15 protein-coding genes are annotated in these 20,840 nt (G+C 69.8%); 6 read left to right on the top strand and 9 right to left on the bottom strand.

Features of this window, described 5'->3' with window-relative positions:
- Positions 1-350: 350 nt before the first annotated feature.
- The 3 genes from ACFYY6_RS03435 to thyX form a co-directional block, all read right to left on the bottom strand.
- On the bottom strand, positions 351-2,036 hold the full coding sequence (locus ACFYY6_RS03435) for a ribonuclease J (RefSeq protein WP_351520396.1): 1,686 nt from the start codon (positions 2,034-2,036) through the stop codon (positions 351-353).
- Between the two features lie 130 nt (positions 2,037-2,166).
- On the bottom strand, positions 2,167-3,066 hold the full coding sequence (gene dapA, locus ACFYY6_RS03440; RefSeq protein ID WP_351632038.1) for a 4-hydroxy-tetrahydrodipicolinate synthase: 900 nt from the start codon (positions 3,064-3,066) through the stop codon (positions 2,167-2,169).
- A 152-nt stretch (positions 3,067-3,218) separates the two neighbouring features.
- Positions 3,219-3,956, bottom strand: coding sequence for an FAD-dependent thymidylate synthase (thyX, locus tag ACFYY6_RS03445; protein ID WP_351520399.1), 738 nt, complete (start codon positions 3,954-3,956; stop codon positions 3,219-3,221).
- 187 nt (positions 3,957-4,143) lie between these two features.
- Here thyX and ACFYY6_RS03450 point away from each other — a divergent pair, with 187 nt between their 5' ends.
- Complete coding sequence (locus ACFYY6_RS03450; protein ID WP_351520400.1) at positions 4,144-4,380, top strand: hypothetical protein; 237 nt, start codon at positions 4,144-4,146, stop codon at positions 4,378-4,380.
- A gap of 104 nt (positions 4,381-4,484) precedes the next feature.
- A complete protein-coding gene (locus tag ACFYY6_RS03455; RefSeq protein ID WP_351520402.1) occupies positions 4,485-5,051 on the top strand; it encodes a hypothetical protein in 567 nt (188 codons plus the stop codon).
- A gap of 221 nt (positions 5,052-5,272) precedes the next feature.
- Here ACFYY6_RS03455 and ACFYY6_RS03460 read toward each other — a convergent pair whose 3' ends face one another.
- The 6 genes from ACFYY6_RS03460 to eccD all read right to left on the bottom strand — a co-directional run bounded on the left by ACFYY6_RS03460 (position 5,273) and on the right by eccD (position 12,498).
- Complete coding sequence (locus ACFYY6_RS03460) at positions 5,273-5,770, bottom strand: hypothetical protein (protein ID WP_351520403.1); 498 nt, start codon at positions 5,768-5,770, stop codon at positions 5,273-5,275.
- A 12-nt stretch (positions 5,771-5,782) separates the two neighbouring features.
- Complete coding sequence (dapB, locus tag ACFYY6_RS03465; protein WP_351520404.1) at positions 5,783-6,535, bottom strand: 4-hydroxy-tetrahydrodipicolinate reductase; 753 nt, start codon at positions 6,533-6,535, stop codon at positions 5,783-5,785.
- A 36-nt stretch (positions 6,536-6,571) separates the two neighbouring features.
- On the bottom strand, positions 6,572-7,951 hold the full coding sequence (locus ACFYY6_RS03470; protein WP_351632045.1) for a pitrilysin family protein: 1,380 nt from the start codon (positions 7,949-7,951) through the stop codon (positions 6,572-6,574).
- On the bottom strand, positions 7,948-10,185 hold the full coding sequence (locus ACFYY6_RS03475) for a polyribonucleotide nucleotidyltransferase (protein WP_351632048.1): 2,238 nt from the start codon (positions 10,183-10,185) through the stop codon (positions 7,948-7,950). The genes ACFYY6_RS03470 and ACFYY6_RS03475 overlap by 4 nt, the downstream gene beginning before the upstream one ends.
- A gap of 334 nt (positions 10,186-10,519) precedes the next feature.
- A complete protein-coding gene (gene rpsO, locus ACFYY6_RS03480; RefSeq protein WP_073791486.1) occupies positions 10,520-10,807 on the bottom strand; it encodes a 30S ribosomal protein S15 in 288 nt (95 codons plus the stop codon).
- A gap of 200 nt (positions 10,808-11,007) precedes the next feature.
- Positions 11,008-12,498 (bottom strand): type VII secretion integral membrane protein EccD, encoded by a 1,491-nt coding sequence (gene eccD / locus ACFYY6_RS03485; RefSeq protein ID WP_386608653.1) that lies wholly within the window; start codon positions 12,496-12,498, stop codon positions 11,008-11,010.
- A 183-nt stretch (positions 12,499-12,681) separates the two neighbouring features.
- Here eccD and eccCa point away from each other — a divergent pair, with 183 nt between their 5' ends.
- The 4 genes from eccCa to ACFYY6_RS03505 all read left to right on the top strand — a co-directional run bounded on the left by eccCa (position 12,682) and on the right by ACFYY6_RS03505 (position 20,747).
- Positions 12,682-16,641, top strand: coding sequence for a type VII secretion protein EccCa (eccCa, locus tag ACFYY6_RS03490; protein WP_389191494.1), 3,960 nt, complete (start codon positions 12,682-12,684; stop codon positions 16,639-16,641).
- A 235-nt stretch (positions 16,642-16,876) separates the two neighbouring features.
- Positions 16,877-17,329 carry a hypothetical protein gene (locus ACFYY6_RS03495; RefSeq protein WP_351520411.1) on the top strand — a complete coding sequence of 151 codons (453 nt, stop codon included), beginning with the start codon at positions 16,877-16,879 and terminating at the stop codon, positions 17,327-17,329.
- 103 nt (positions 17,330-17,432) lie between these two features.
- Entirely contained in the window at positions 17,433-19,706 is a 2,274-nt protein-coding gene (locus ACFYY6_RS03500) for a hypothetical protein (protein ID WP_389191497.1), read from the top strand.
- Between the two features lie 21 nt (positions 19,707-19,727).
- Positions 19,728-20,747 (top strand): hypothetical protein, encoded by a 1,020-nt coding sequence (locus ACFYY6_RS03505; RefSeq protein WP_351520415.1) that lies wholly within the window; start codon positions 19,728-19,730, stop codon positions 20,745-20,747.
- Positions 20,748-20,840: the final 93 nt, after the last annotated feature.

Here is a 20,840-nt window from a genome sequence, read left to right on the forward strand (position 1 = left end):
GCGTTTCCGACTCTATCAGACTCTTTCGTGTCCGATTCCCGGTCGAAGCGGGTTCGCCTTCCGGGTCCCACGCTTTCGCGCTTTTCCCTTTCGGCTTTTCCAACCTTACCAGATTCTTTTTCCGTCCCGTTTCCGGTCCGAATTTCAATTCCGGTGGCCGTTGGATGGCCTTCGCCTTTCGGCGGGCCCGACTTTATCAGAGATTCTGAGTCGGAATTCCGCCGCGCTGCAGAGGCCACGGGCACAAGGGTGCTCGTGGTGTTGTGCGGTCGGACGGAGCCGTAAACGTACTGGAGCGGGGTGCCGCGATGCAAATCGGGGCACCCCGCTCCAGGATTCGCGTGCGCCGGTCAGACCTCGACGACGACGGGAAGGATCATCGGGCGCCGACGGTAGGTGTCCGAGACCCACTTCCCCACCGAGCGACGGACGAGCTGCTGGAGCTGGTGCGGCTCCATCACCCCGTCCTGCGCCGACTTGTTGAGCGCGTCCTCGATCTTCGGCACGACGGCGTCGAACGCCGCGTCGTCGATGCCGGATCCGCGGGCCTGGATGTAGGGACCGCCCGTGATCTTGCCGGTGGTGCTGTCGACGACGACGAAGACCGAGATGATGCCCTCGTCGCCGAGGATGCGGCGGTCCTTGAGGGAGGTCTCGGTGACGTCGCCGACCGAGAGCCCGTCGACGTACACGTAACCGGCCTGGACCTTGCCGGCGATCCTGGCCCTGCCGTCGACGAGGTCGACGACGACGCCGTCCTCGGCGATGACGATGTGGTCCTTGGGCACGCCGGTGAGGGCGCCGAGTTCGGCGTTGGCCCTCAGGTGACGCCACTCGCCGTGCACCGGCATCAGGTTCTTCGGCTTGCAGATGTTGTAGAAGTACAGCAGCTCGCCGGCCGAGGCGTGCCCGGAGACGTGGACCTTGGCGTTGCCCTTGTGGACCACGTTGGCGCCCCAACGACTCAGACCGTTGATCACGCGGTAGACCGCGTTCTCGTTGCCCGGGATCAGCGACGACGCCAGGATCACGGTATCGCCCTGGACGATCCGGATCTGGTGGTCACGGTTGGCCATCCGGGACAGCGCGGCCATCGGCTCGCCCTGGGATCCCGTGCAAACCAGCACGACCTCGTCGTCGGGCAGGTCGTCGAGGGTCTTGACATCGACCACCAGGCCCGCGGGGACCTTCAGATAGCCCAGGTCGCGGGCGATGCCCATGTTGCGCACCATCGAGCGTCCGACGAAGGCGACCCGGCGGCCGTACTCGTGGGCGGCGTCGAGGATCTGCTGGATGCGGTGCACATGGCTGGCGAAGCTCGCCACGATGATGCGCTTGTGGGCGTTGGCGAAGACCGTGCGCAGGACGTTGGAGATGTCCCGCTCGGGCGGCACGAAGCCGGGGACCTCCGCGTTGGTCGAGTCGGAGAGCAGCAGGTCGATGCCCTCCTCGCTCAGCCGGGCGAACGCGTGCAGGTCGGTGAGCCGGCCGTCCAGCGGGAGCTGGTCCATCTTGAAGTCGCCGGTCGCGACGGCCATGCCCGCAGGGGTGCGGATGGCGACCGCGAGGGCGTCCGGGATGGAGTGGTTGACCGCGACGAACTCGCAGTCGAAGACGCCGATGCGCTCGCGCCGGCCCTCCTCGACCTCGAGCGTGTACGGGCGGATGCGGTGCTCCTGCAGCTTCGCCTCGATCAGCGCGAGGGTCAGCTTGGAACCGATGAGGGGGATGTCCGGCTTCAGGCGCAACAGATACGGGACACCACCGATGTGGTCCTCGTGGCCGTGCGTCAGGATGATCCCCTCGACCTCGTCGAGGCGGTCCCGGATCGTGGTGAAGTCCGGCAGGATCAGGTCGACTCCGGGCTGCTCCTCCTCCGGGAAGAGGACACCGCAGTCGACGATGAGCAGACGGCCGTCGAACTCGAAGACCGTCATGTTGCGGCCGATCTCACCGAGGCCACCGAGCGGGGTGACGCGGAGGCCGCCCTTGGGGAGCTTCGGCGGGGCGCCGAGTTCGGGGTGCGGATGACTCAAAAGACTCTCCTTACCACGCGCGCCACGTACCGCTTGGGCACGTGGCGCGCATGTCATTTCGTGCACTTGCTGTTGTCTGTTGTGTTGCTCTTGAAAGTTTTCTTCTTTTATTCAGTTGTGAAGTCCGTGATCAGAGCTCCACCCCGCCGGCGGCGAGATCGATCTTGAGCTGTGCCGTCTCCTGCGCGGTGAGCTCCACCATGGGCAGGCGCAGCGGGCCGCCGGGAAGGCCCTGGAGCGCCAGCGCGGCCTTGGTGGTGATCACACCCTGGGTGCGGAACATGCCGGTGAAGACGGGCAGGAGCTTCTGGTGGATCTCCGCGGCCTTCTGGACGTCGCCGCCGAGGTACGCCTCGATGAGGGCACGCAGCTCGGGGGTGACGATGTGGCCGACGACGGAGACGAAGCCGACGGCGCCGACGGAAAGGAGCGGCAGGTTCAGCATGTCGTCGCCGGAGTACCAGGCGAGGCCGGACCGGGAGATGGCCCAGCTCGCGCGGCCGAGGTCGCCCTTGGCGTCCTTGTTGGCGACGATGCGGGGGTGCTCGGAGAGCCGAACCAGCGTCTCCGTCTCGATGGGCACACCGCTGCGTCCGGGGATGTCGTAGAGCATCACCGGCAGTCCGGTGGCGTCCGCGATGGCCGTGAAGTGGCGGAAGAGGCCCTCCTGCGGCGGCTTGTTGTAGTACGGCGTCACCGCGAGCAGGCCGTGCGCGCCGGAGCGTTCGGCCGTGCGGGCGAGTTCGACGCTGTGGCGGGTGTCGTTGGTGCCGATGCCGGCGACGACATGGGCCCGGTCCCCCACCGCTTCCAGGACCGCCCTGACGAGCTGGTCCTTCTCCGCGTCGCTGGTGGTCGGGGACTCGCCGGTGGTGCCGTTGATGATCAGGCCGTCGTTGCCTGCGTCCACCAGGTGGGCGGCGAGCCGCTGGGCGCCGTCGAGGTCGAGTGCGCCGTCCGCCGTGAAGGGCGTGACCATGGCGGTGAGGACCCTCCCGAAGGGGGTCTGCGGAGTGGAGATCGGAGCCATGGGTAACACGCTACTCGCTGCTCAGGGCCCGTGGACCCCTCGGGGGGACACACCATAGGAGCCCGACACTGCCTGCTCGGGGGTTCAAGCAGTGCCGGGTCCGTTTGATCAGCCTAGATGAACTTCACGAAACGTCGCAATATGGACACCGCTTACGGGGCAACACGTCCATTTTTGTTGAAGGCTGCATGGGTGAGCGGCATGAGCCGAGCCCAGTGCTCCTCCATCCGCTGCCCGACCATCTCGATCTCCCGCTGCGGGAAGGAGGGCACCGTCGCCATCTCGTGCTGGGTGCGCAGACCGAGGAAGTGCATCAGCGAGCGGGCGTTGCACGTGGCGTACATCGAGGAGTACAGGCCGACGGGGAGGACCGAACGGGCGACCTCGCGGGCCACCCCGGCGGCGAGCATCTCCTGGTACGCCTCGTACGCCTGGCGGTAGGAGTCCTCCATGACGCGGCCGGTGAGCTCGTGCTGCGCCTGCGTGCCCTCGACGAACTCGTACTTGCCGGGACGGCCCTGCTGGACGAGCTTGCGCGACTCGTCCGGGACGTAGAAGACCGGCTCCAGCTGCCGGTAACGACCCGATTCCTCGTTGTACGACCAGCCAACGCGGTGGCGCATGAACTCGCGGAACACGAAGATCGGGGCGCTGATGAAGAAGGTCATCGAGTTGTGCTCGAACGGGCTGCCGTGCCGGTCGCGCATCAGGAAGTTGATGAGCCCCTTGGAGCGCTCGGGGTCCTTGGTGACCTCCTCCAGGGACTGCTCGCCGGCCGTGGAGACACGGGCCGCGAACAGGACGTCGGCGTCGCCCGCGGAGTGTTTCACCAGCTCGACGGTGACATCGCTGCGGAAGCTGGGCTTTGCGGCCTCGGGGGTCTCGGTCACCGGCGGGGTCCTTCCAAATCGCGTCGCACGGGCGGCGCCCACTCTACGGGCCGCCACCGACAACGCGGCCCGGAAGGTCCACGCCTGGACTTCTTCGACGAATTCGGCGATTCGGGGCACCAAACGGGCCTGTCGCACGTCTGTCTCAATAGCAGCACCGACCACAGAGTTCAAGGAGAGCTTCCTCATGTTCCGCCGGCGCGAGTCCGTCCCGTTCTCGTTCGTGTCCGAGGCCGACAGGTTCCGCAGCAACGTCACTCCGCCCCCGCGGGAGCCCACCAGCGTCTCCCAGATGGCCGCCCGCTCGCTCGTCGGGCTCACGATCGTCGCGGGTCTCGTCGGCTCCCTGGTGCTGGGCATGCCCGCACTGAGCCCGCAGAGCGAGTCGCACCCCCAGCAGACCGAGGCCGCGACCGGCCGCTGAGCGGCCCGGCCCCGTACAGGCCCCCTCGGGTGGTCGGGCCGGTGATCTCCTCGATAGCCTCACCGGGCACAGCAATCGAGCGTGCTTGTGAGTGAGGATCAGTCGTGCCCCTGCCCTTCCTGACGGCCGACCGCGCGTTTGACGCGAGCGCTGAGGACGTAGCGCTGCCGTTCGACGACCACGACAGCTGGCGGCGCCCGTACCGCCCCGGGCCCTGGCGGGTCGCGGCCGCGGCCTCCCTGCTGCTGCTCGCGTCGTTCGTCCTCCTCGCGGGGATGATCACGGCGTTCGCCGGGGCGGTGTCCGGCGCGGCCGTGTGTCTGGGGCTCGCCGCCGCGGTCATCGCCTCCGCCCTGCGGCTGCTGCGGATGGGCGCCTGGGTGAGCCGGCACGGGGTTCGCCGGGTGGGCTTCCTCTCCACGGCGACGGTGCCGTGGGACCGGGTCTCGGCGATCCGCACGGTTCAGCAGCCGGTGCGGTGGCTGGGATTCCCGCGCACGGTGCAGGGTCAGGCGCTGATCGTCGTCCGCCGGGGCGGCGAGGCCGCGGAGCCGCTGCTCACCGACAGCAACGCGGACTTCCTGGGGCGGCCCGAGGCGTTCGACCGCGCCGCCGACACGGTCGAGGTGTGGGGGGACGAGTACCAGCGGGACCGAGAGCCTGTCGGTTGACCACCGACCGGGCGGCCACGCCCCGGCACGCACGCTCCCGGCGTCACCGGGATGCCCTGATGGGGTCTCCCCTGCTCGAACGAAGCCGAGAGCCCGGGGAAGCCGCTGCGAGAACATCCGGGTGCCGGGGCGGCCGACAGGCCCACTGAGACGCCTGTTCATCGCTCGGGCCCGGCGGCCGTCCACGGCTGCCGGGCCCGAGCCCGTTCGTCACACCCTTCTCAGGCACCGGACGGGCGTGATCCGGCGGCCTTCGCGCCCTTGCCGGGCCGGGCGGGCGTCGCCCGCGCGTGCAGGGCGATGGCGCGCTGCATGGCCTTCCGGGCCCTGGGGGTGTCCCTGGCGTCCTGATAGGCGACGGCCAGGCGGAACCAGCAGCGCCAGTCGTCCGGGGAGTCCTCCGTCTCCGCGCGGCGCCGGGCGAACACGGCGTCGGCCGAGTCGCGGTCGATGCGGCCGGAGGGGGTGCGGACCAGTTCGTCGACCGGCAGGCCGCCCTCCGCGTCGAGTTCCGCCGCCAGCGCGTTGGCCCGCGCCACGAACCGGGTGTTCTGCCAGAGGAACCAGACCCCGATCACCGGCAGGACGAGCACGGAGACCCCGAAGGCCACCGTCAGCGGGGTGCCGTGCTCGATGAGCAGGACGCCACGGCTGCCGACCAGGACGAAGTAGAAGACCAGGACGGCGGCGGTGACGAAGTACGTGATCTTTGCGCGCATGGCGGGGCCCAGTCAGTCCAGGTCGAGGAAGTGTTCCAGGCCGAACGTGAGCCCGGGGGTGGTCACCACGCGGCGGACGCCGAGCAGGATGCCCGGCATGAAGCTGCTGTGGTGCAGGGAGTCGTGCCGGATCGTGAGGGTCTCGCCCTCGCCGCCCAGCAGTACCTCCTGGTGGGCGAGGAGGCCGCGCAGCCGGACCGCGTGGACCGGGACCCCGTCGACGTCCGCGCCGCGCGCGCCGTCCAGGGCCGTGGTGGTGGCGTCCGGCTGCGGGGCGCAGCCGGCCTTCCGCCGCGCCTCGGCGATCAGCTGGGCGGTGCGGGTCGCGGTGCCCGAGGGGGCGTCGGCCTTGTTCGGGTGGTGCAGCTCGACGACCTCGACGGACTCGAAGTAGCGGGCGGCCTGCTGCGCGAACCTCATCGTGAGGACGGCGCCGATGGAGAAGTTCGGCGCGATGAGCACCCCGGTCTCCGGGGAGCCTTCCAGCCAGGTGCGCAGCTGCGCGAGCCGCTCGTCGGTCCAGCCCGTCGTGCCGACGACGGCGTGGATGCCGTGCCGTACGCAGAAGTCGAGGTTGCCCATCACCGACGCGGGGGTGGTGAGCTCGACGACGGCCTCGGCGCCGGACTCCACGAGGGTCTCCAGCTTGTCGCCGCGGCCCAGGGCGGCCACCAGCTCCATGTCGTCGGCGGCCTCGACGGCTCGTACCGCCTCGGCCCCGATGCGGCCCCTGGCGCCGAGAACAGCCACGCGCAGCTTGCTCATGTGCTCTGCTTCCTTACCGGTTCTTGGGGTCTCGTGCTACGAGACCGCTTCTTCGAGGCGGTCGGCCTGCTTGTCCTTGAGCGGGCCGATGACCGAGAGCGAGGGGCGGTGTCCGAGGACCTCGCCCGCGACCGCGCGGACGTCGTCGGGGGTGACCTGTGCCATCCGGTCCAGCATGTCGTCGACCGACATCTGATCGCCCCAGCACAGCTCGCTCTTGCCTATGCGGTTCATCAGCGCGCCGGTGTCCTCCAGGCCGAGGACCGTGGAGCCGGAGAGCTGACCGATCGCCCGGCCGATCTCCTCGTCGCTCAGTCCCTCGGACGCTACCCGGTCCAGCTCGTCGCGGCAGATCTTGAGGACGTCGTGGACCTGGCTGGGCCGGCAGCCCGCGTACACGCCGAACAGGCCGCAGTCGGCGAACCCGGAGGTGTACGAGTAGACGCTGTAGGCGAGGCCGCGCTTCTCCCGTACCTCCTGGAAGAGGCGTGAGCTCATGCCGCCGCCGAGCGCGGTGCTGAGGACCCCGAGGGCCCAGCGGCGCTCGTCGGTGCGGGACAGTCCCGGCATGCCGAGGACGACGTGGGCCTGCTCGGTCCTGCGATCGAGCAGCTCGACACGGCCCGCGGTACGCAGGGTGCGGGAGCCGGTGCGCGGGCCGACCGGGACGGCGTCGGTGCGGGACAGGGCACCGGCCCGTTCGAACGCCTTGCGGACCTGGCGTACGACCGTGGCGTGGTCGATGTTGCCCGCGGCGGCGACGACCAGACGGGTCGGGTCGTAGTGCTTCTTGTAGAAGCGGGCGATCCGGCCGCGGTCGAGCGCGTTGATGGTGTCGACGGTGCCGAGGACCGGGCGGCCGAGGGGGGTGTCGCCGAGCAGGGTGTGCGCGAACAGGTCGTGCACGCAGTCGCCCGGGTCGTCCTCCGTCATGGCGATCTCCTCAAGGATGACGCCGCGCTCGGCGTCGACGTCCTCGGGGGTGATCAGCGAGCCGGTCAGCATGTCGCAGACGATGTCGATGGCCAGCGGCAGGTCGGTGTCGAGGACCCGCGCGTAGTAGCAGGTGTACTCCTTCGCCGTGAAGGCGTTCATCTCGCCGCCGACCGCGTCGATGGCGGCGGAGATGTCGAGGGCGCTGCGCCGGGCGGTGCCCTTGAAGAGGAGGTGTTCGAGGTAGTGCGTCGCGCCGTTGAGGGCGGGGGTCTCGTCGCGTGATCCGACGTTGGCCCAGATCCCGAAGGTGGCGGAGCGGACGGTGGGCAGGGTCTCGGTGACGATCCGCAGACCGCCGGGGAGGACGGTGCGGCGGACCGTTCCGACGCCGCCGGTGCCCTTGAGAAGCGTTTGGGTACGGGCGACGGCCCGCGCCTTCGAGGAGGCACGGGCCGTCGTCACGGAACTACGGGACGTCACTTGGCGGCGTCGTCCTTCTTGTCGGCCCCCGCGGCGGGGTCGCTGTCGGACTCGGCGTCCTCGATGACGGGGACGAGGGAGAGCTTGCCGCGCGAGTCGATCTCGGCGATCTCCACCTGGACCTTGGTGCCGACACCGAGCACGTCCTCGACGTTCTCCACGCGCTTGCCGCCGGCGAGCTTGCGGATCTGCGAGATGTGCAGCAGGCCGTCCTTGCCGGGCATGAGGGAGACGAACGCACCGAAGGTGGTGGTCTTGACGACCGTGCCCAGGTAGCGCTCGCCGACCTCCGGCATGGTCGGGTTGGCGATCGAGTTGATCGTGGCGCGGGCGGCCTCGGCGGCCGGTCCGTCGGCGGCACCGATGTAGATGGTGCCGTCGTCCTCGATCGTGATGTCGGCGCCGGTGTCCTCCTGGATCTGGTTGATCATCTTGCCCTTGGGGCCGATGACCTCACCGATCTTGTCCACCGGGATCTTGACGGTGATGATCCGCGGGGCGTTCGGGGACATCTCGTCCGGGACGTCGATGGCCTCGTTCATCACGTCGAGGATGTGGAGGCGGGCGTCGCGGGCCTGCTTCAGCGCGGCGGCCAGGACCGAGGCGGGGATGCCGTCGAGCTTGGTGTCGAGCTGGAGCGCGGTGACGAACTGCCGCGTACCGGCGACCTTGAAGTCCATGTCGCCGAAGGCGTCCTCCGCACCGAGGATGTCGGTGAGGGCGACGTAGTGGGTCTTGCCGTCGATCTCCTGGGAGATCAGACCCATGGCGATACCGGCGACGGCGGCCTTGAGCGGCACACCGGCGTTCAGCAGCGACATGGTGGAGGCGCAGACCGAGCCCATGGACGTCGAGCCGTTGGAGCCCAGCGCCTCGGAGACCTGGCGGATCGCGTACGGGAACTCCTCGCGCGACGGCAGCACCGGCACGATGGCGCGCTCGGCGAGCGCGCCGTGGCCGATCTCGCGGCGCTTGGGCGAGCCCACGCGACCGGTCTCGCCGACGGAGTAGGGCGGGAAGTTGTAGTTGTGCATGTAGCGCTTGCGGGTCACCGGGGAGAGGGTGTCCAGCTGCTGCTCCATGCGCAGCATGTTGAGGGTGGTGACGCCCAGGATCTGGGTCTCGCCGCGCTCGAACAGCGCCGAGCCGTGCACCCGCGGGATGGCCTCGACCTCGGCGGCGAGCGTACGGATGTCCGTGACGCCGCGGCCGTCGATGCGGACCTTGTCCTTGATGACGCGCTCGCGGACCAGCTTCTTGGTCAGCGCGCGGTACGCGGCGGAGATCTCCTTCTCGCGGCCCTCGAAGGCCGGGAGGAGCTTCTCGGCGGCGATCTCCTTGACGCGGTCCAGCTCGGTCTCGCGGTCCTGCTTGCCCGCGATGGTGAGCGCCTGGGCCAGCTCGGAGGTCACGGCGTCGGCGAGGGCCGCGTAGACGTCGTCCTGGTAATCCAGGAAGACCGGGAATTCGCCGGTGGGCTTGGCGGCCTTGGCGGCGAGGTCCGACTGGGCCTTGCAGAGGACCTTGATGAACGGCTTCGCGGCCTCGAGACCGGCGGCGACGACCTCCTCGGTCGGGGCCTCGGCGCCGTCCTTGACGAGCTGGATGGTCTTCTCGGTGGCCTCGGCCTCGACCATCATGATCGCGACGTCGCCGTCCTCCAGGACACGGCCCGCGACGACCATGTCGAAGACGGCGTCCTCCAGCTCCGTGTGCGTCGGGAAGGCGACCCACTGGCCCTTGATCAGGGCGACGCGGGTGCCGCCGACCGGACCGGAGAAGGGCAGCCCGGCGAGCTGCGTGGAGCAGGATGCGGCGTTGATCGCGACCACGTCGTAGAGGTGGTCGGGGTTGAGCGCCATGACCGTCTCGACGATCTGGACCTCGTTGCGCAGGCCCTTCTTGAAGGAGGGGCGCAGCGGGCGGTCGATCAGGCGGCAGGTGAGGATGGCGTCCTCGGAGGGACGGCCCTCGCGGCGGAAGAAGGAGCCGGGGATCTTGCCGGCGGCGTACTGCCGCTCCTCGACGTCCACCGTCAGGGGGAAGAAGTCGAGCTGGTCCTTGGGCTTCTTGGAAGCGGTGGTGGCCGACAGCACCATGGTGTCGTCGTCCAGGTACGCGACGGCGGAGCCGGCGGCCTGCTTGGCCAGGCGGCCCGTCTCGAAGCGGATGGTGCGGGTGCCGAAGGTGCCGTTGTCGATGACGGCCTCGGCGTAGTGGGTCTCGTTCTCCACTAGCGTTTTCTCCGTTACATGTCGTCTTTTCGTCCCCGCGCCCGTGTGGCGGGGGGACGGTTGCGGAGAAGCGCTCCTTGACGGGCCGGTCTTCGATCGAAGCACCCGGTCGATGGGTCCGGGAGCCACTACCGAGGACCGGCGGCGGGGAGTTTCGCTTCTCGCTCGTCCGCGGGACGTTTCTGCGACCAGGTTACTGAGATCCGGGTCGGCTTGGCATTCCAGCCGTTCGGGTCGGCCCGCCACGACCCGCACATGTGTGTGCACGTACAACTGTACGTACGGCAAAGGGAGCGGTCCCCTCAGTCGCGGGAACCGCTCCCTTCACGGCGTCCTACTTGGCGCCGGCCGCACCGCGACGGATGCCGAGGCGGTCGACCAGCGCACGGAAGCGCTGGATGTCCTTCTTGGCCAGGTACTGCAGCAGGCGGCGGCGCTGGCCGACCAGGATCAGCAGACCACGGCGGGAGTGGTGGTCGTGCTTGTGCGTCTTGAGGTGCTCCGTCAGGTCCGAGATGCGACGGGAGAGCATCGCGACCTGGACCTCGGGGGAACCGGTGTCACCCTCCTTGGTGGCGAACTCGGCCATGATCTGCTTCTTCGTAGCGGCGTCGAGCGACACGCGGTACTCCTCTTCGGTGTTCGAGCGCCCGCGAGTGCCCCTGTCTTGACACCAGGGGGTCTTCCGTTACTCGGGGGCGAGGGTCCGATGGGCGCTGCTCCCAGGATGTTCCGGGAGCGCGTACACAAACGGCCGTCACACAGCGTACCAGTCCCCTGTGCGGGGGACGTACGCCGGTGACGGCCGCGGGGCGCGCGGGGTCAGCTGGTGAGCGCCCTGGCCCGTACGAAGACGTCCAGGACCGCCAGGCAGAGCGGGACCAGGGAGAGCAGGACGGCCCCCTCTGCCAGGTCGAGCAGGCGTCCCCAGAACGGGGAGAGGCCCTTGCGCGGGATGATCAGGCCGATCGCGGTGAGCAGCGCGGCCCCGGCGGCCACCGCCGCGGAGAGCCAGATCGTACGGATGTCGAGGGAGCTGCGGTCGCCGTAGCGGATCAGGTCGAACAGCAGGTCGACCGGCGGGTTCAGGGAGAGGCCGAGGACCAGCAGGGCGATCGCGCCGATGCCCGCGACCAGGACGCAGGCGACCTGCGAGGTGTAACGGAAGAGGCGGGCGCGCAGCAGCATCGCGAGCCCGGAGGCCAGGGCCAGCAGCTGGCCCCACACGCTGTCGGAGAAACCGAGGACGGCCGCGCAGCCGACGACGACCGCGGCACAGCCTCCGACGAGACCGAGCAGCATCTCGTGGCCCCGGCGGGCCTGGGCCGCGATGCGGTCGGCGTCGACGGGGTCGGCGGGGGCGCCGGATCCGTCCGGGCCGGCGTTCGGGTCGGTGAGGCTGTCGTCGTAGCCGCCGGGGGCGGTGTGCGGCGAGGCGTAGCCGATGGGCAGCCGGGCGAAGCGGGCGGAGAGGCCGGGCAGGAAGGCGACGAGTCCGAGGGCGACGGGGGCGCAGACGGCGGCGGTCTCGGTGGCGGTCGCCTCGGTGAGGATCGCGACGAAGGTGGCGAGGGTGCCGACGGTGGCGAGGAACGTCGCCGCGACGAACGGGGCGTCGCCGCTCGGGGTGAGGGCGACCAGGGCGACGGAGGCGACCAGGACGGCCACGCAGCCGAGGAGGAACTGGAGCCTGCCGGGGCCCTGGTCCGCGTCCGGGCCGATGATGCCGGAACCGGCGATGAGCACGAGGGGCAGTGCGCCGAGGCCGAGGGCGACGGCGGTGGCCCGGTCCGCGTAGACCCGGGCGCGGACCCCCGCGAACGCCGTGAGCAGGAGCCCGGCCGAGCCGGCGACGACACCGGGCAGCCCGTGCATGTCGTGCCGGACCGGGTCGGCGAACCAGAGCACGAAGCCCATCAGGACGAGCAGGAGCACACCGCCGACCAGCCCCGCGCCGCGCAGCAGGTCGTCGCTCCACAGGTGGCGGTCGCGGGTGACGGCCGAGGCGACGGCGTCCGAGACGTCGTCGAAGACGGCGGGCGGCAGGGACTGGGCGAAAGGGCGCAGACTGAGGAGCTCGCCGTCGAGGACCTGCTGGGCGGCGAGGGTGCGCGCGCCGTCGAGGACCGTGCCGTCACGGCGTACGAGGTGGTATCCGGCGGGCGCGCCGGCCGGCTGGCTCTGGCCGGTGAGGCGCAGGATCTCCGGGTAGACGTCGGCGACGGCGATGTCCTCCGGCAGGGCCACATCGATCCGGCTGTCGGGCGCCACGACTGTCACGCGGCAGAATCCCGTCGCTGCGGTCGAACTCACGTGTCTGGTCCCCCTGATTCGCGGTTGCGCACAGTGCGCGCGCCACCCTACCGGGAGGGGTCCCGGTGGTCTGCACGTAGGATCACCGTCACGCGGAGGGACGTCCGCGAGCAGGGGAAGCCACGGGGGGCTTCGGTGCGCATCCGGCCTTCCGCCCGTCCGTACCGAGGGATTGGTGTTTCGGTGAGCCAGATCGTCGTGAAGCGACCTCCGCGTGCCCTGCCACCGGAAGTCCCCATGGACGAGTTGACGTTGGAGGCCCCTCCCGAACTGCCCCGCGGGCAGCAGGAGGGGATGCTGATGCAGATCCTGCCGGTGCTCGGCATGGGGTCGTCGGTGGTGTTCTTCTTCTCGCCCCAGGCCCCTCCGTTCATGCGGATCATGGGCGTGCTGATGCTCGTCTCGACGGTCGGCATGGTGGTCGCCCAGTTGGTCCGGTATCGCCGGGGTACGCAGGGGCAAATGGCAGATGTCCGGCGCGACTACCTCAAGTACCTGGCGCAGACCCGGCGGACGGTGCGCCGGACGGCGCGCGCGCAGCGGGACGCGCAGTTGTATCTGCAGCCCGCTCCGGAGCAGTTGTGGTCGGTGGTCGCCGAGGGCAGCCGGGTGTGGGAACGGCGCGCCGGGGACAAGGACTTCGGGCAGGTGCGGCTCGGTCTGGGCGCGCAGCAGCTGGCCACCCCGCTGGTCGCGCCGGACACGGCTCCGGTGGACGAGCTGGAGCCGATGTGCGCGGGGGCGATGCAGCGGTTCCTGGCCGTGCACGGGTCGTTGGACGGTCTGCCGATGGCCGTGTCGATGCGGGCGTTCTACCACGTGACGGTCTCCGGGCAGCCGGAGGCGGCGCAGTCGGCGGCGCGGGCGCTGGTCGCGCAGCTGGTGACGCTGCACTCACCCGAGGACCTGGTGGTCGCGGTGGTGGCGGCGCGGGGCGCGGTGGAGCGCTGGGACTGGACGAAGTGGCTGCCGCACGCGCAGGTGCCGGCGCAGGTCGACGGGGCCGGTACGAAGCGGCTGTTCGGGGACGATCTGGGCGAGCTGGAACAGTTGCTGGCGGGTCGGCTGGAGGGTCGGCCGCGGTTCGGCCGGGACAACCAGCCGCTGCTGGACCAGCCGCACATCGTGGTGGTGCTGGACGGCGGGATCGTGCCGCCGGACTCGCTGTTCGCTGCGGCCGAGGGCCTGCAGGGGGTGACGATCGTCGAGGTGGTGCCCGGCGAGCTCGACGAGCCGCGCGGTGGTCTCTCGGTGGTGGTGCGGCCGGGTCTGCTGCGGCTGGAGTCGGGCACGGGGATGGTGTACGAGGGGGTTCCGGACGGCCTCTCGCTGCCCGCGGCCGAGGCACTGGCCCGGCAGCTGGCGCCGCTGCGGATGGGCGGGGGCGACGACGACGAACCGTTGCTGGCCAACCTGGACTTCACGGATCTGCTGAACCTGGGCGACGCGGCCTCGGTCGACGTGGCGCGGACCTGGCGGCCGAGGTCGGTCGCCGAGCGGCTGCGGGTGCCGATCGGGGTCGGCGAGGACGGCCAGCCGGTGATGCTGGACCTGAAGGAGGCCGCGCAGGAAGGCATGGGCCCGCACGGGCTGTGCGTCGGTGCCACGGGTTCCGGGAAGTCGGAGCTGCTGCGGACGCTGGTGCTGGGGCTCGCGGTCACGCACTCCTCGGAGACGCTGAACTTCGTGCTCGCGGACTTCAAGGGCGGTGCGACGTTCGCCGGGATGTCGCAGATGCCGCACGTGGCGGCCGTCATCACCAACCTGGCGGACGACCTGACGCTGGTCGACCGCATGGGGGACGCGATCCGCGGTGAGCTGCAGCGCCGTCAGGAGCTGCTGCGGGCGGCGGGCAATTACGCGAACATCCACGACTACGAGAAGGCGCGGGCGGCGGGCGCGGCGCTGGAGCCGCTGGCCTCGCTGGTGCTGGTGATCGACGAGTTCTCCGAACTCCTCACCGCCAAGCCCGACTTCATCGACATGTTCATCCAGATCGGGCGCATCGGGCGTTCGCTGGGCGTGCATCTGCTGCTCGCCTCGCAACGTCTGGAGGAGGGCAGGCTGCGGGGTCTGGACACGTATCTCTCGTACCGGATCGGTCTGCGGACGTTCTCGGCGGCGGAGTCGCGGACGGCGCTGGGTGTGCCGGACGCGTACCACCTGCCGTCGGTGCCCGGTTCGGGGTATCTGAAGTTCGGCACGGACGAGATGACCCGGTTCAAGGCGGCGTACGTGTCGGGGACGTACCGCACGGGTGGTCCCGACCTGTCGGTGGGGGCGCTGCCGATCGAGCGGCGGGCCGCGGTGTTCAGCGCGCTGCCGGTGCCGGTGGTGTACGCGGCGCCCGACCCGGCGCATCTGGTGGCGGCCCGGGCCGAGGCGGAGGACGACGCGCTGGCGGACACGGTGCTGGACGTGATCGTGCGCCGGCTGGAGGGTCAGGGGGTGCCCGCCCACCAGGTGTGGCTGCCGCCGCTGGACCGGGCACCAGCGCTGGACCAGTTGCTGCCGGGGCTCGCGCCGACCGCCGAGCGCGGGTTCACGGCGACGGAGTACACCCGCCCCGGCGGGCTGACCGTTCCGCTCGGGCTCATCGACAAGCCCTTCGAGCAGCGGCGCGAGGTGCTGTACACGGACTTCTCGGGGGCGGCGGGCCACATGATGGTGGTCGGCGGGCCGCAGTCCGGGAAGTCGACGCTGCTGCGGACACTCGTCTCGTCGTTCGCGCTCACCCACACCCCGCACGAAGTGCAGTTCTACGGGCTGGACTTCGGTGGTGGCGGTCTGGCCTCACTGGCGGAGCTGCCGCATGTCGGCGGGGTGGCGTCCCGGCTGGATCCGGAGCGGGTGCGACGTACGGTCGCCGAGGTCGTCGGGGTGCTGAACCGGCGCGAGGAGTTCTTCCGCGCCCATTCCATCGACTCGATCGCCACCTACCGGCGCAAGCGTGCGCTCGGTGAACTGCCCGGCGAGGCGTGGGGCGACGTGTTCCTGCTGGTCGACGGCTGGGGCGGTTTCCGGTCCGAGTACGAGCTGCTGGAGCAGACGGTCACCGACATCGCCTCGCGCGGTCTCGGCTACGGCATCCACGTCGTGATCACGGCCGCCCGCTACATGGAGGTGCGGGCCGCGCTGAAGGACCAGATCCTCGGCCGGCTGGAGCTGCGGCTGGGTGACGTGATGGACTCCGAGTTCGACCGGAAGGTGGCGGCCAACGTGCCCGCAGGGGTGCCGGGCCGGGGTCAGGTGCCGCAGAAACTGCACTTCATGGGCGGGCTGCCGCGTATCGACTCCTCCAGCGACGCCTCGGACCTCTCGGAGGGCACGGCGGCATTCGTGTCGGCGGTGAAGTCGAACTGGTCGGGTCCGTCGGCACCGGCCGTACGGCTGCTGCCGCGCAAGCTGCCCGCGGACCATCTGCCGAAGGGCTTCGAGTTCCCGCAGCAGGGTGTCGCCTTCGGCATCGACGAGACCGCTCTGGAGCCGGTGTTCGTCGACTTCGAGAGCGATCCGTTCTTCCTGGTCTTCGGGGAGAGCGAGTCGGGGAAGACCAATCTGCTGCGGCTGCTGGCGAAGCAGATCTCGGAGCGCTACTCCCCCGACGAGGCGAAGCTCGTCGTCGGCGACTACCGGCGCGGGCTGCTGGGCGCGCTGCCGGAGAGCCATCTGCTGGAGTACGCGCCGATGGCGAGCTCGATGCAGATGCACATGGAGGCGCTGTCCGGAGTGTTCGCGCGCCGGCAGCCGCCGACGGACGTCACGCCGCAGCAGCTGCGGGACCGCAGCTGGTGGAGCGGTCCGCAGATCTTCATCATCGTCGACGACTACGACCTGGTGGCGACCAGCTCGGGCAATCCGCTGGCCCCGCTGGCGGAGTACCTGCCGTTCGCCCGGGACACCGGCATCCGTTTCATCATCGCCCGCAACTCGGCGGGAGCCTCCCGGGCCATGTACGAGACGTTCATGCAGCGCGTGAAGGAGCTGGGCGCGCAGGGCGTGGTGCTGTCGGGCGACCCGTCCGAGGGCGACCTGATCGGCTCGGTGCGCGGTCACGCGATGCCCCCGGGGCGCGGCTACTTCGTCTCACGGCGCCGGGGCAACCCGCTGGTGCAGATCGGGCGGCTGCCGGAGCAGCGCTGAGCGGGGCGCGGGCGGGAGACCGCGCCGTGCGTACCGGCCGGGGTCCCGGGTGCCGGGGCCGGGGTCCCGGGTGCGGATCCCGTGCCGGTCACCGGGACTCCGCACACCGGGTCCTCGCCAGCGCGCCGGGTCGTACGGGCGTCTGAGGTGTGCTTTTCAGCCGCGTACCGGCTGACGGGTCACGTGTGGACGCCGGACGTCGTTCCGAATGGGTTCAACAAAATTTGGGGATGTCATGGGCTTTGACGAGGAGTGGGGTCTGCTGCGCGGGGAGGCCGCGACACGGCAGGGCACCCGGATGCGGCTGAACGGCACGGGCAGCGCGTCGTCGGGCGGTCCTGGCGACAAGGACTTCGCCTCGACACCGGGGCAGAAGAAGGCCGCCGCGAACACCATCGAGACCGAGCTGGAGCCGAACACCAAGAAGGCCACTGACTGGGCGGACGAGACGTCCGAGGCGGCGGTCAAGGAGTTCGACGGCTGGGACACCGGGGCCGGGCTCAAGAAGGTGATGGATGCCTGGGACAAGCAGGTGAAGGTCCTGATGGGCCGGCTGTCCGTGGAGAAGGGCGCGCTGCGCGGCGCGTCCGGGCTCTTCGCCGGCAATGACGAGCTGATCAAGTCCCGGTTCACGCCATTGCTGAAGCCGCAGCAGGGTCCGTACTCCTCCGGGCTGGACGGACTGTAGGGCCGAAAACGGCCACGGCACGGCCCCGCCGGAGCCGGGCTGCCGTCATCGTAGGACGAACCACGCGAATCAACGGGGACGCATGCTCACGTATCACGACGTAATGACCACGGATTTCGGTCGACTGACCACGGCCGCGGGCAAGTGGGACGAGATGGCCGCGGAGATCAAGAAGGTCGAGGACCGGTACAAGGACAGCGTCCAGAAGATCACGATCGGGCCCTCGTGGTCGGGGGTGAGCGCCCAAACCGCGCACACCAATTTCGCCGCCACCCGCTACGAGTACTCGGCCGCCCAGGCGGAGGCGAAGGCCATCGCCTCGCTGCTGCGCGACGCGCACGAGGACTTCGTGCGGCTGAAGAAGAACCTGGAGTCCAAGCGCGCGGAGGCCATCAAGGCGGGGATGCGCGTCTCCGAGAGCGGAGTGGTCAGTTACGACTACGAGAGGCTCACGCCCGCGGAGCGTTCCGCGATGCACCATGACCCGGACTACGCACAGAGCGTCAGCAAGGCCGTCGCGTCGTGGACCGAGGCGATCAACGCGTGCGTCAAGGCTGTGGACGACGCCGACCAGGGGGTGAAGATCGCGCTCGACGCGGTCACCAAGGACGGTTATGGCGACAAGGACGACGAGACGCTGGGGATCGGCTTCAACAAGCACGCGTACGGCGACATCGAGAAGTACGAGGCGGAGAACACGGCGGAGATCGCCACCCGGCTCAACAACGGCGAGCAGGTCTCCGCCGCCGACATGGCCGAGTTCCAGCGTGCGGTGCGGGACAACCACGGCGACAAGACGTTCTCGCAGACGCTGCTGAGCAGCTTGGGACCGGACGGCTTGTCCAAGGTCACCATCCAGCTGAACGACCGGGCCTACGACTCCGACAAGAAGCACCAGGGCCAGTACCTGGACATCGAGAAGAACCTCGCGAACACGGTCGCCACCGCGACCCGGGTGCCAGACAGCGTGAAGGACGCCCTGCCCGGATCGGACGCGTTCAAGAAGTGGGTGAAGAGCGACGAGGGCAAGTTCTACCGCGAGTGGATGGAAGGGCTCGACAAGACCGGCAGCAAGGACTACGACATCGAGATCGGCAACCCGCTCTACGGCTATCAGACCGTTGTCAGTCTGATGCAGAGGGCCGACACGCAATTCGACGACCAGTTCCTGTACGACATGGGCGACAAGCTCATCCGGGCCGAAAAACAGCATCCCGCCATCTTCGAGATGTGGAGCGACGGTCACGCCGGTATCGAGACGGACGCCATCGACGGCCTGATGAGCGTGATGAGCAAGAACCCCGACGCGGCCACCGCGTTCTTCGATCCCGCCGGTAACGGGACCGGCGCGAACCATGTCGACAACGACCACCTGAAATATCTCGCGGGCAGTGGCGAGGGTTCCCGCGAATGGCCCCGGCAGACCATCCCGGGCATGGCCGTCCTCAGGTACGACGACCAGACGACCCGGATGGGGCTGGGGGCCGCGCTCGAAGCCGCCGCGACCGGGCACGTGCCACTGGGCGCGGGGCAGGACCCGTGGCCGGAGGCCAGGCACAACGAGGCGCAGGCCCGGGTCATGAACGGCATCCTGGAGCAGTTCGCGCCGGGCAAGGGCGAGGGCACCGAGGCGTCCGTGCCGAAGAACCTGCAACTGCCCGTTGCCAACGCGCTGTCCGAGTACGCCTCGGACACGCACGAGATCATCGGCTCCATGGACGGCCGCTACCTCCACCCCGATCACAAGGGGTACTTCGTGGACGGTGACCGCGCCCACCTCGCCACCTCCCAGGACTCCCTGATCCAGGTGATGCGGGGTCTCTCGGAGGATCCTGCCGCCTACGGTGCGCTGCACAAGGCCGAAGCCCGCCACCTCAACCATCTGCTCGACCAGGTGCCACAGGGGGCCACCGGATTCGAGAACGACGGGAAGTGGGGGAAGGCCGGCTCGGTGCTCGGCGCCTACAGCGCCATCCGGGAGGACGTGGTCAACGACAACCGCATGAACGCCTACAGCGAGGCCGACTGGAAGTCGAAGATCGCCTACCACGTCGTCGGCGGCGCCGTCACACCGCTCACCCTGCCGATCGGCGGCAAGCTGCTGCCCATCGGTGACGCGTTGCAGCGCGGTGTGGACACCTGGGCCTGGGAGTGGGGCAACAGCATGAAGGCTGAGGCGGACACGGAGGCGAACGGGAAGATCGCGGAGCAGTACCTCAACGCCCAGGTGCAGACCAGCGATACCGTCGACGGCTGGGTGGCGGGCCGGGAGGACAGCTCGAAGATCAAGAGTGACGACCTCAAGAACAACATCTACAACGGTCAGGACCGGGGGAGCAATCTTGCGCACAAGTATCTGACCGACACAACGAACTAGCGTGGTCCGCGAGGACATTGCGTGGAAAGTGAAACGCTGATGAACGACAGCAAGCTCTCCCCTCGTCCCCGGGGAAGGCGGCACCGCGCCCCGCTCGTCGTCGGCGGCGTTCTGGCCGCGGCCGTCGCCGGAACAGCCGCCTGGTTCCTCGTCGGAACGGATTCCGCCGGGGTCCGGGACGGTTGTGACGGGCTGCTCGCCGAGGACCTGACGAAGCGGGCGCTCGGTGGAGCGTACCGGTCCGGCATGAGTTGCGCAGAACTCGGCCGGGCGGTGCTGAGGGCCACGGCAGGGGAGGCGGACGGCACCCATACGCTGCGACAGGCGTCCGCCATGAAGGACATCCTGCTGGCCGTGGGCGACGACATCGAGAAGCGCGGTGCTCCCCGGATCGATCCGGCGCTCCGCAAGCCGCTGGCCGATGCCCTCGCGCAGTACCCGGACGTCAATGTGATCCTCGGCGACCCGACGGACTCCGCCCATCTGCACAAGGTCCTTCCGTCCGACCCTCCGTGGAAGGAGAAGGACGGTTACCACCTGTCCCTCCCCGCCGAGACCCTGGTCCGCGTGGTACGGGCCGTCTCGGAGGACCCCGAGGCCCATGCCGTGGTGCGCGGCGCCCAGACGCGCTGGGAGGCGGAACGCCTCGGCGAACTGCCGGCCGCAACCGAGCCGGTGCGGCTGGCCAACGGAGCCCGCGCATTTGGCAAGCTCGATGGCATCGCCGACGACGTGCGCCGGGGCCTGTCCGCACGGGAGGCGCGCGAGTGGGACACAGCCGTCCTCGCACGTCTCGGTGCTGGGCCCGCCACCGGATCGGATTCCGGCCCGGACCGCCGCATCGAGGAGGGCTGGCGGCGTCAACTCGCGGGTACGCCCGCGGCGGAGCGCGGGAACGCCGTCGAGCAACAGTGCGCCCGGATGATCGATCTGTGGGCCGACGGCGCGGGCGTCGCCCGAAGCGCGGCCGACGACGCCGGGAGCCGGTGCCTCGACAACGCGGCGGGCAACCGCACCCGTGCCGTGCGCATGCTGCGCTGAGGACGGTCGCACCGGCAGCGACCCCGTCGCTACCACCCCCCGACGGAAGCTGTCCATCGCGGACCGCGGTCCGTCCCGGCGGGGATAGTCTGC

Source organism: Streptomyces sp. NPDC001750, from assembly GCF_042892615.1.
Classification (GTDB): Bacteria; Actinomycetota; Actinomycetes; order Streptomycetales; family Streptomycetaceae; genus Streptomyces.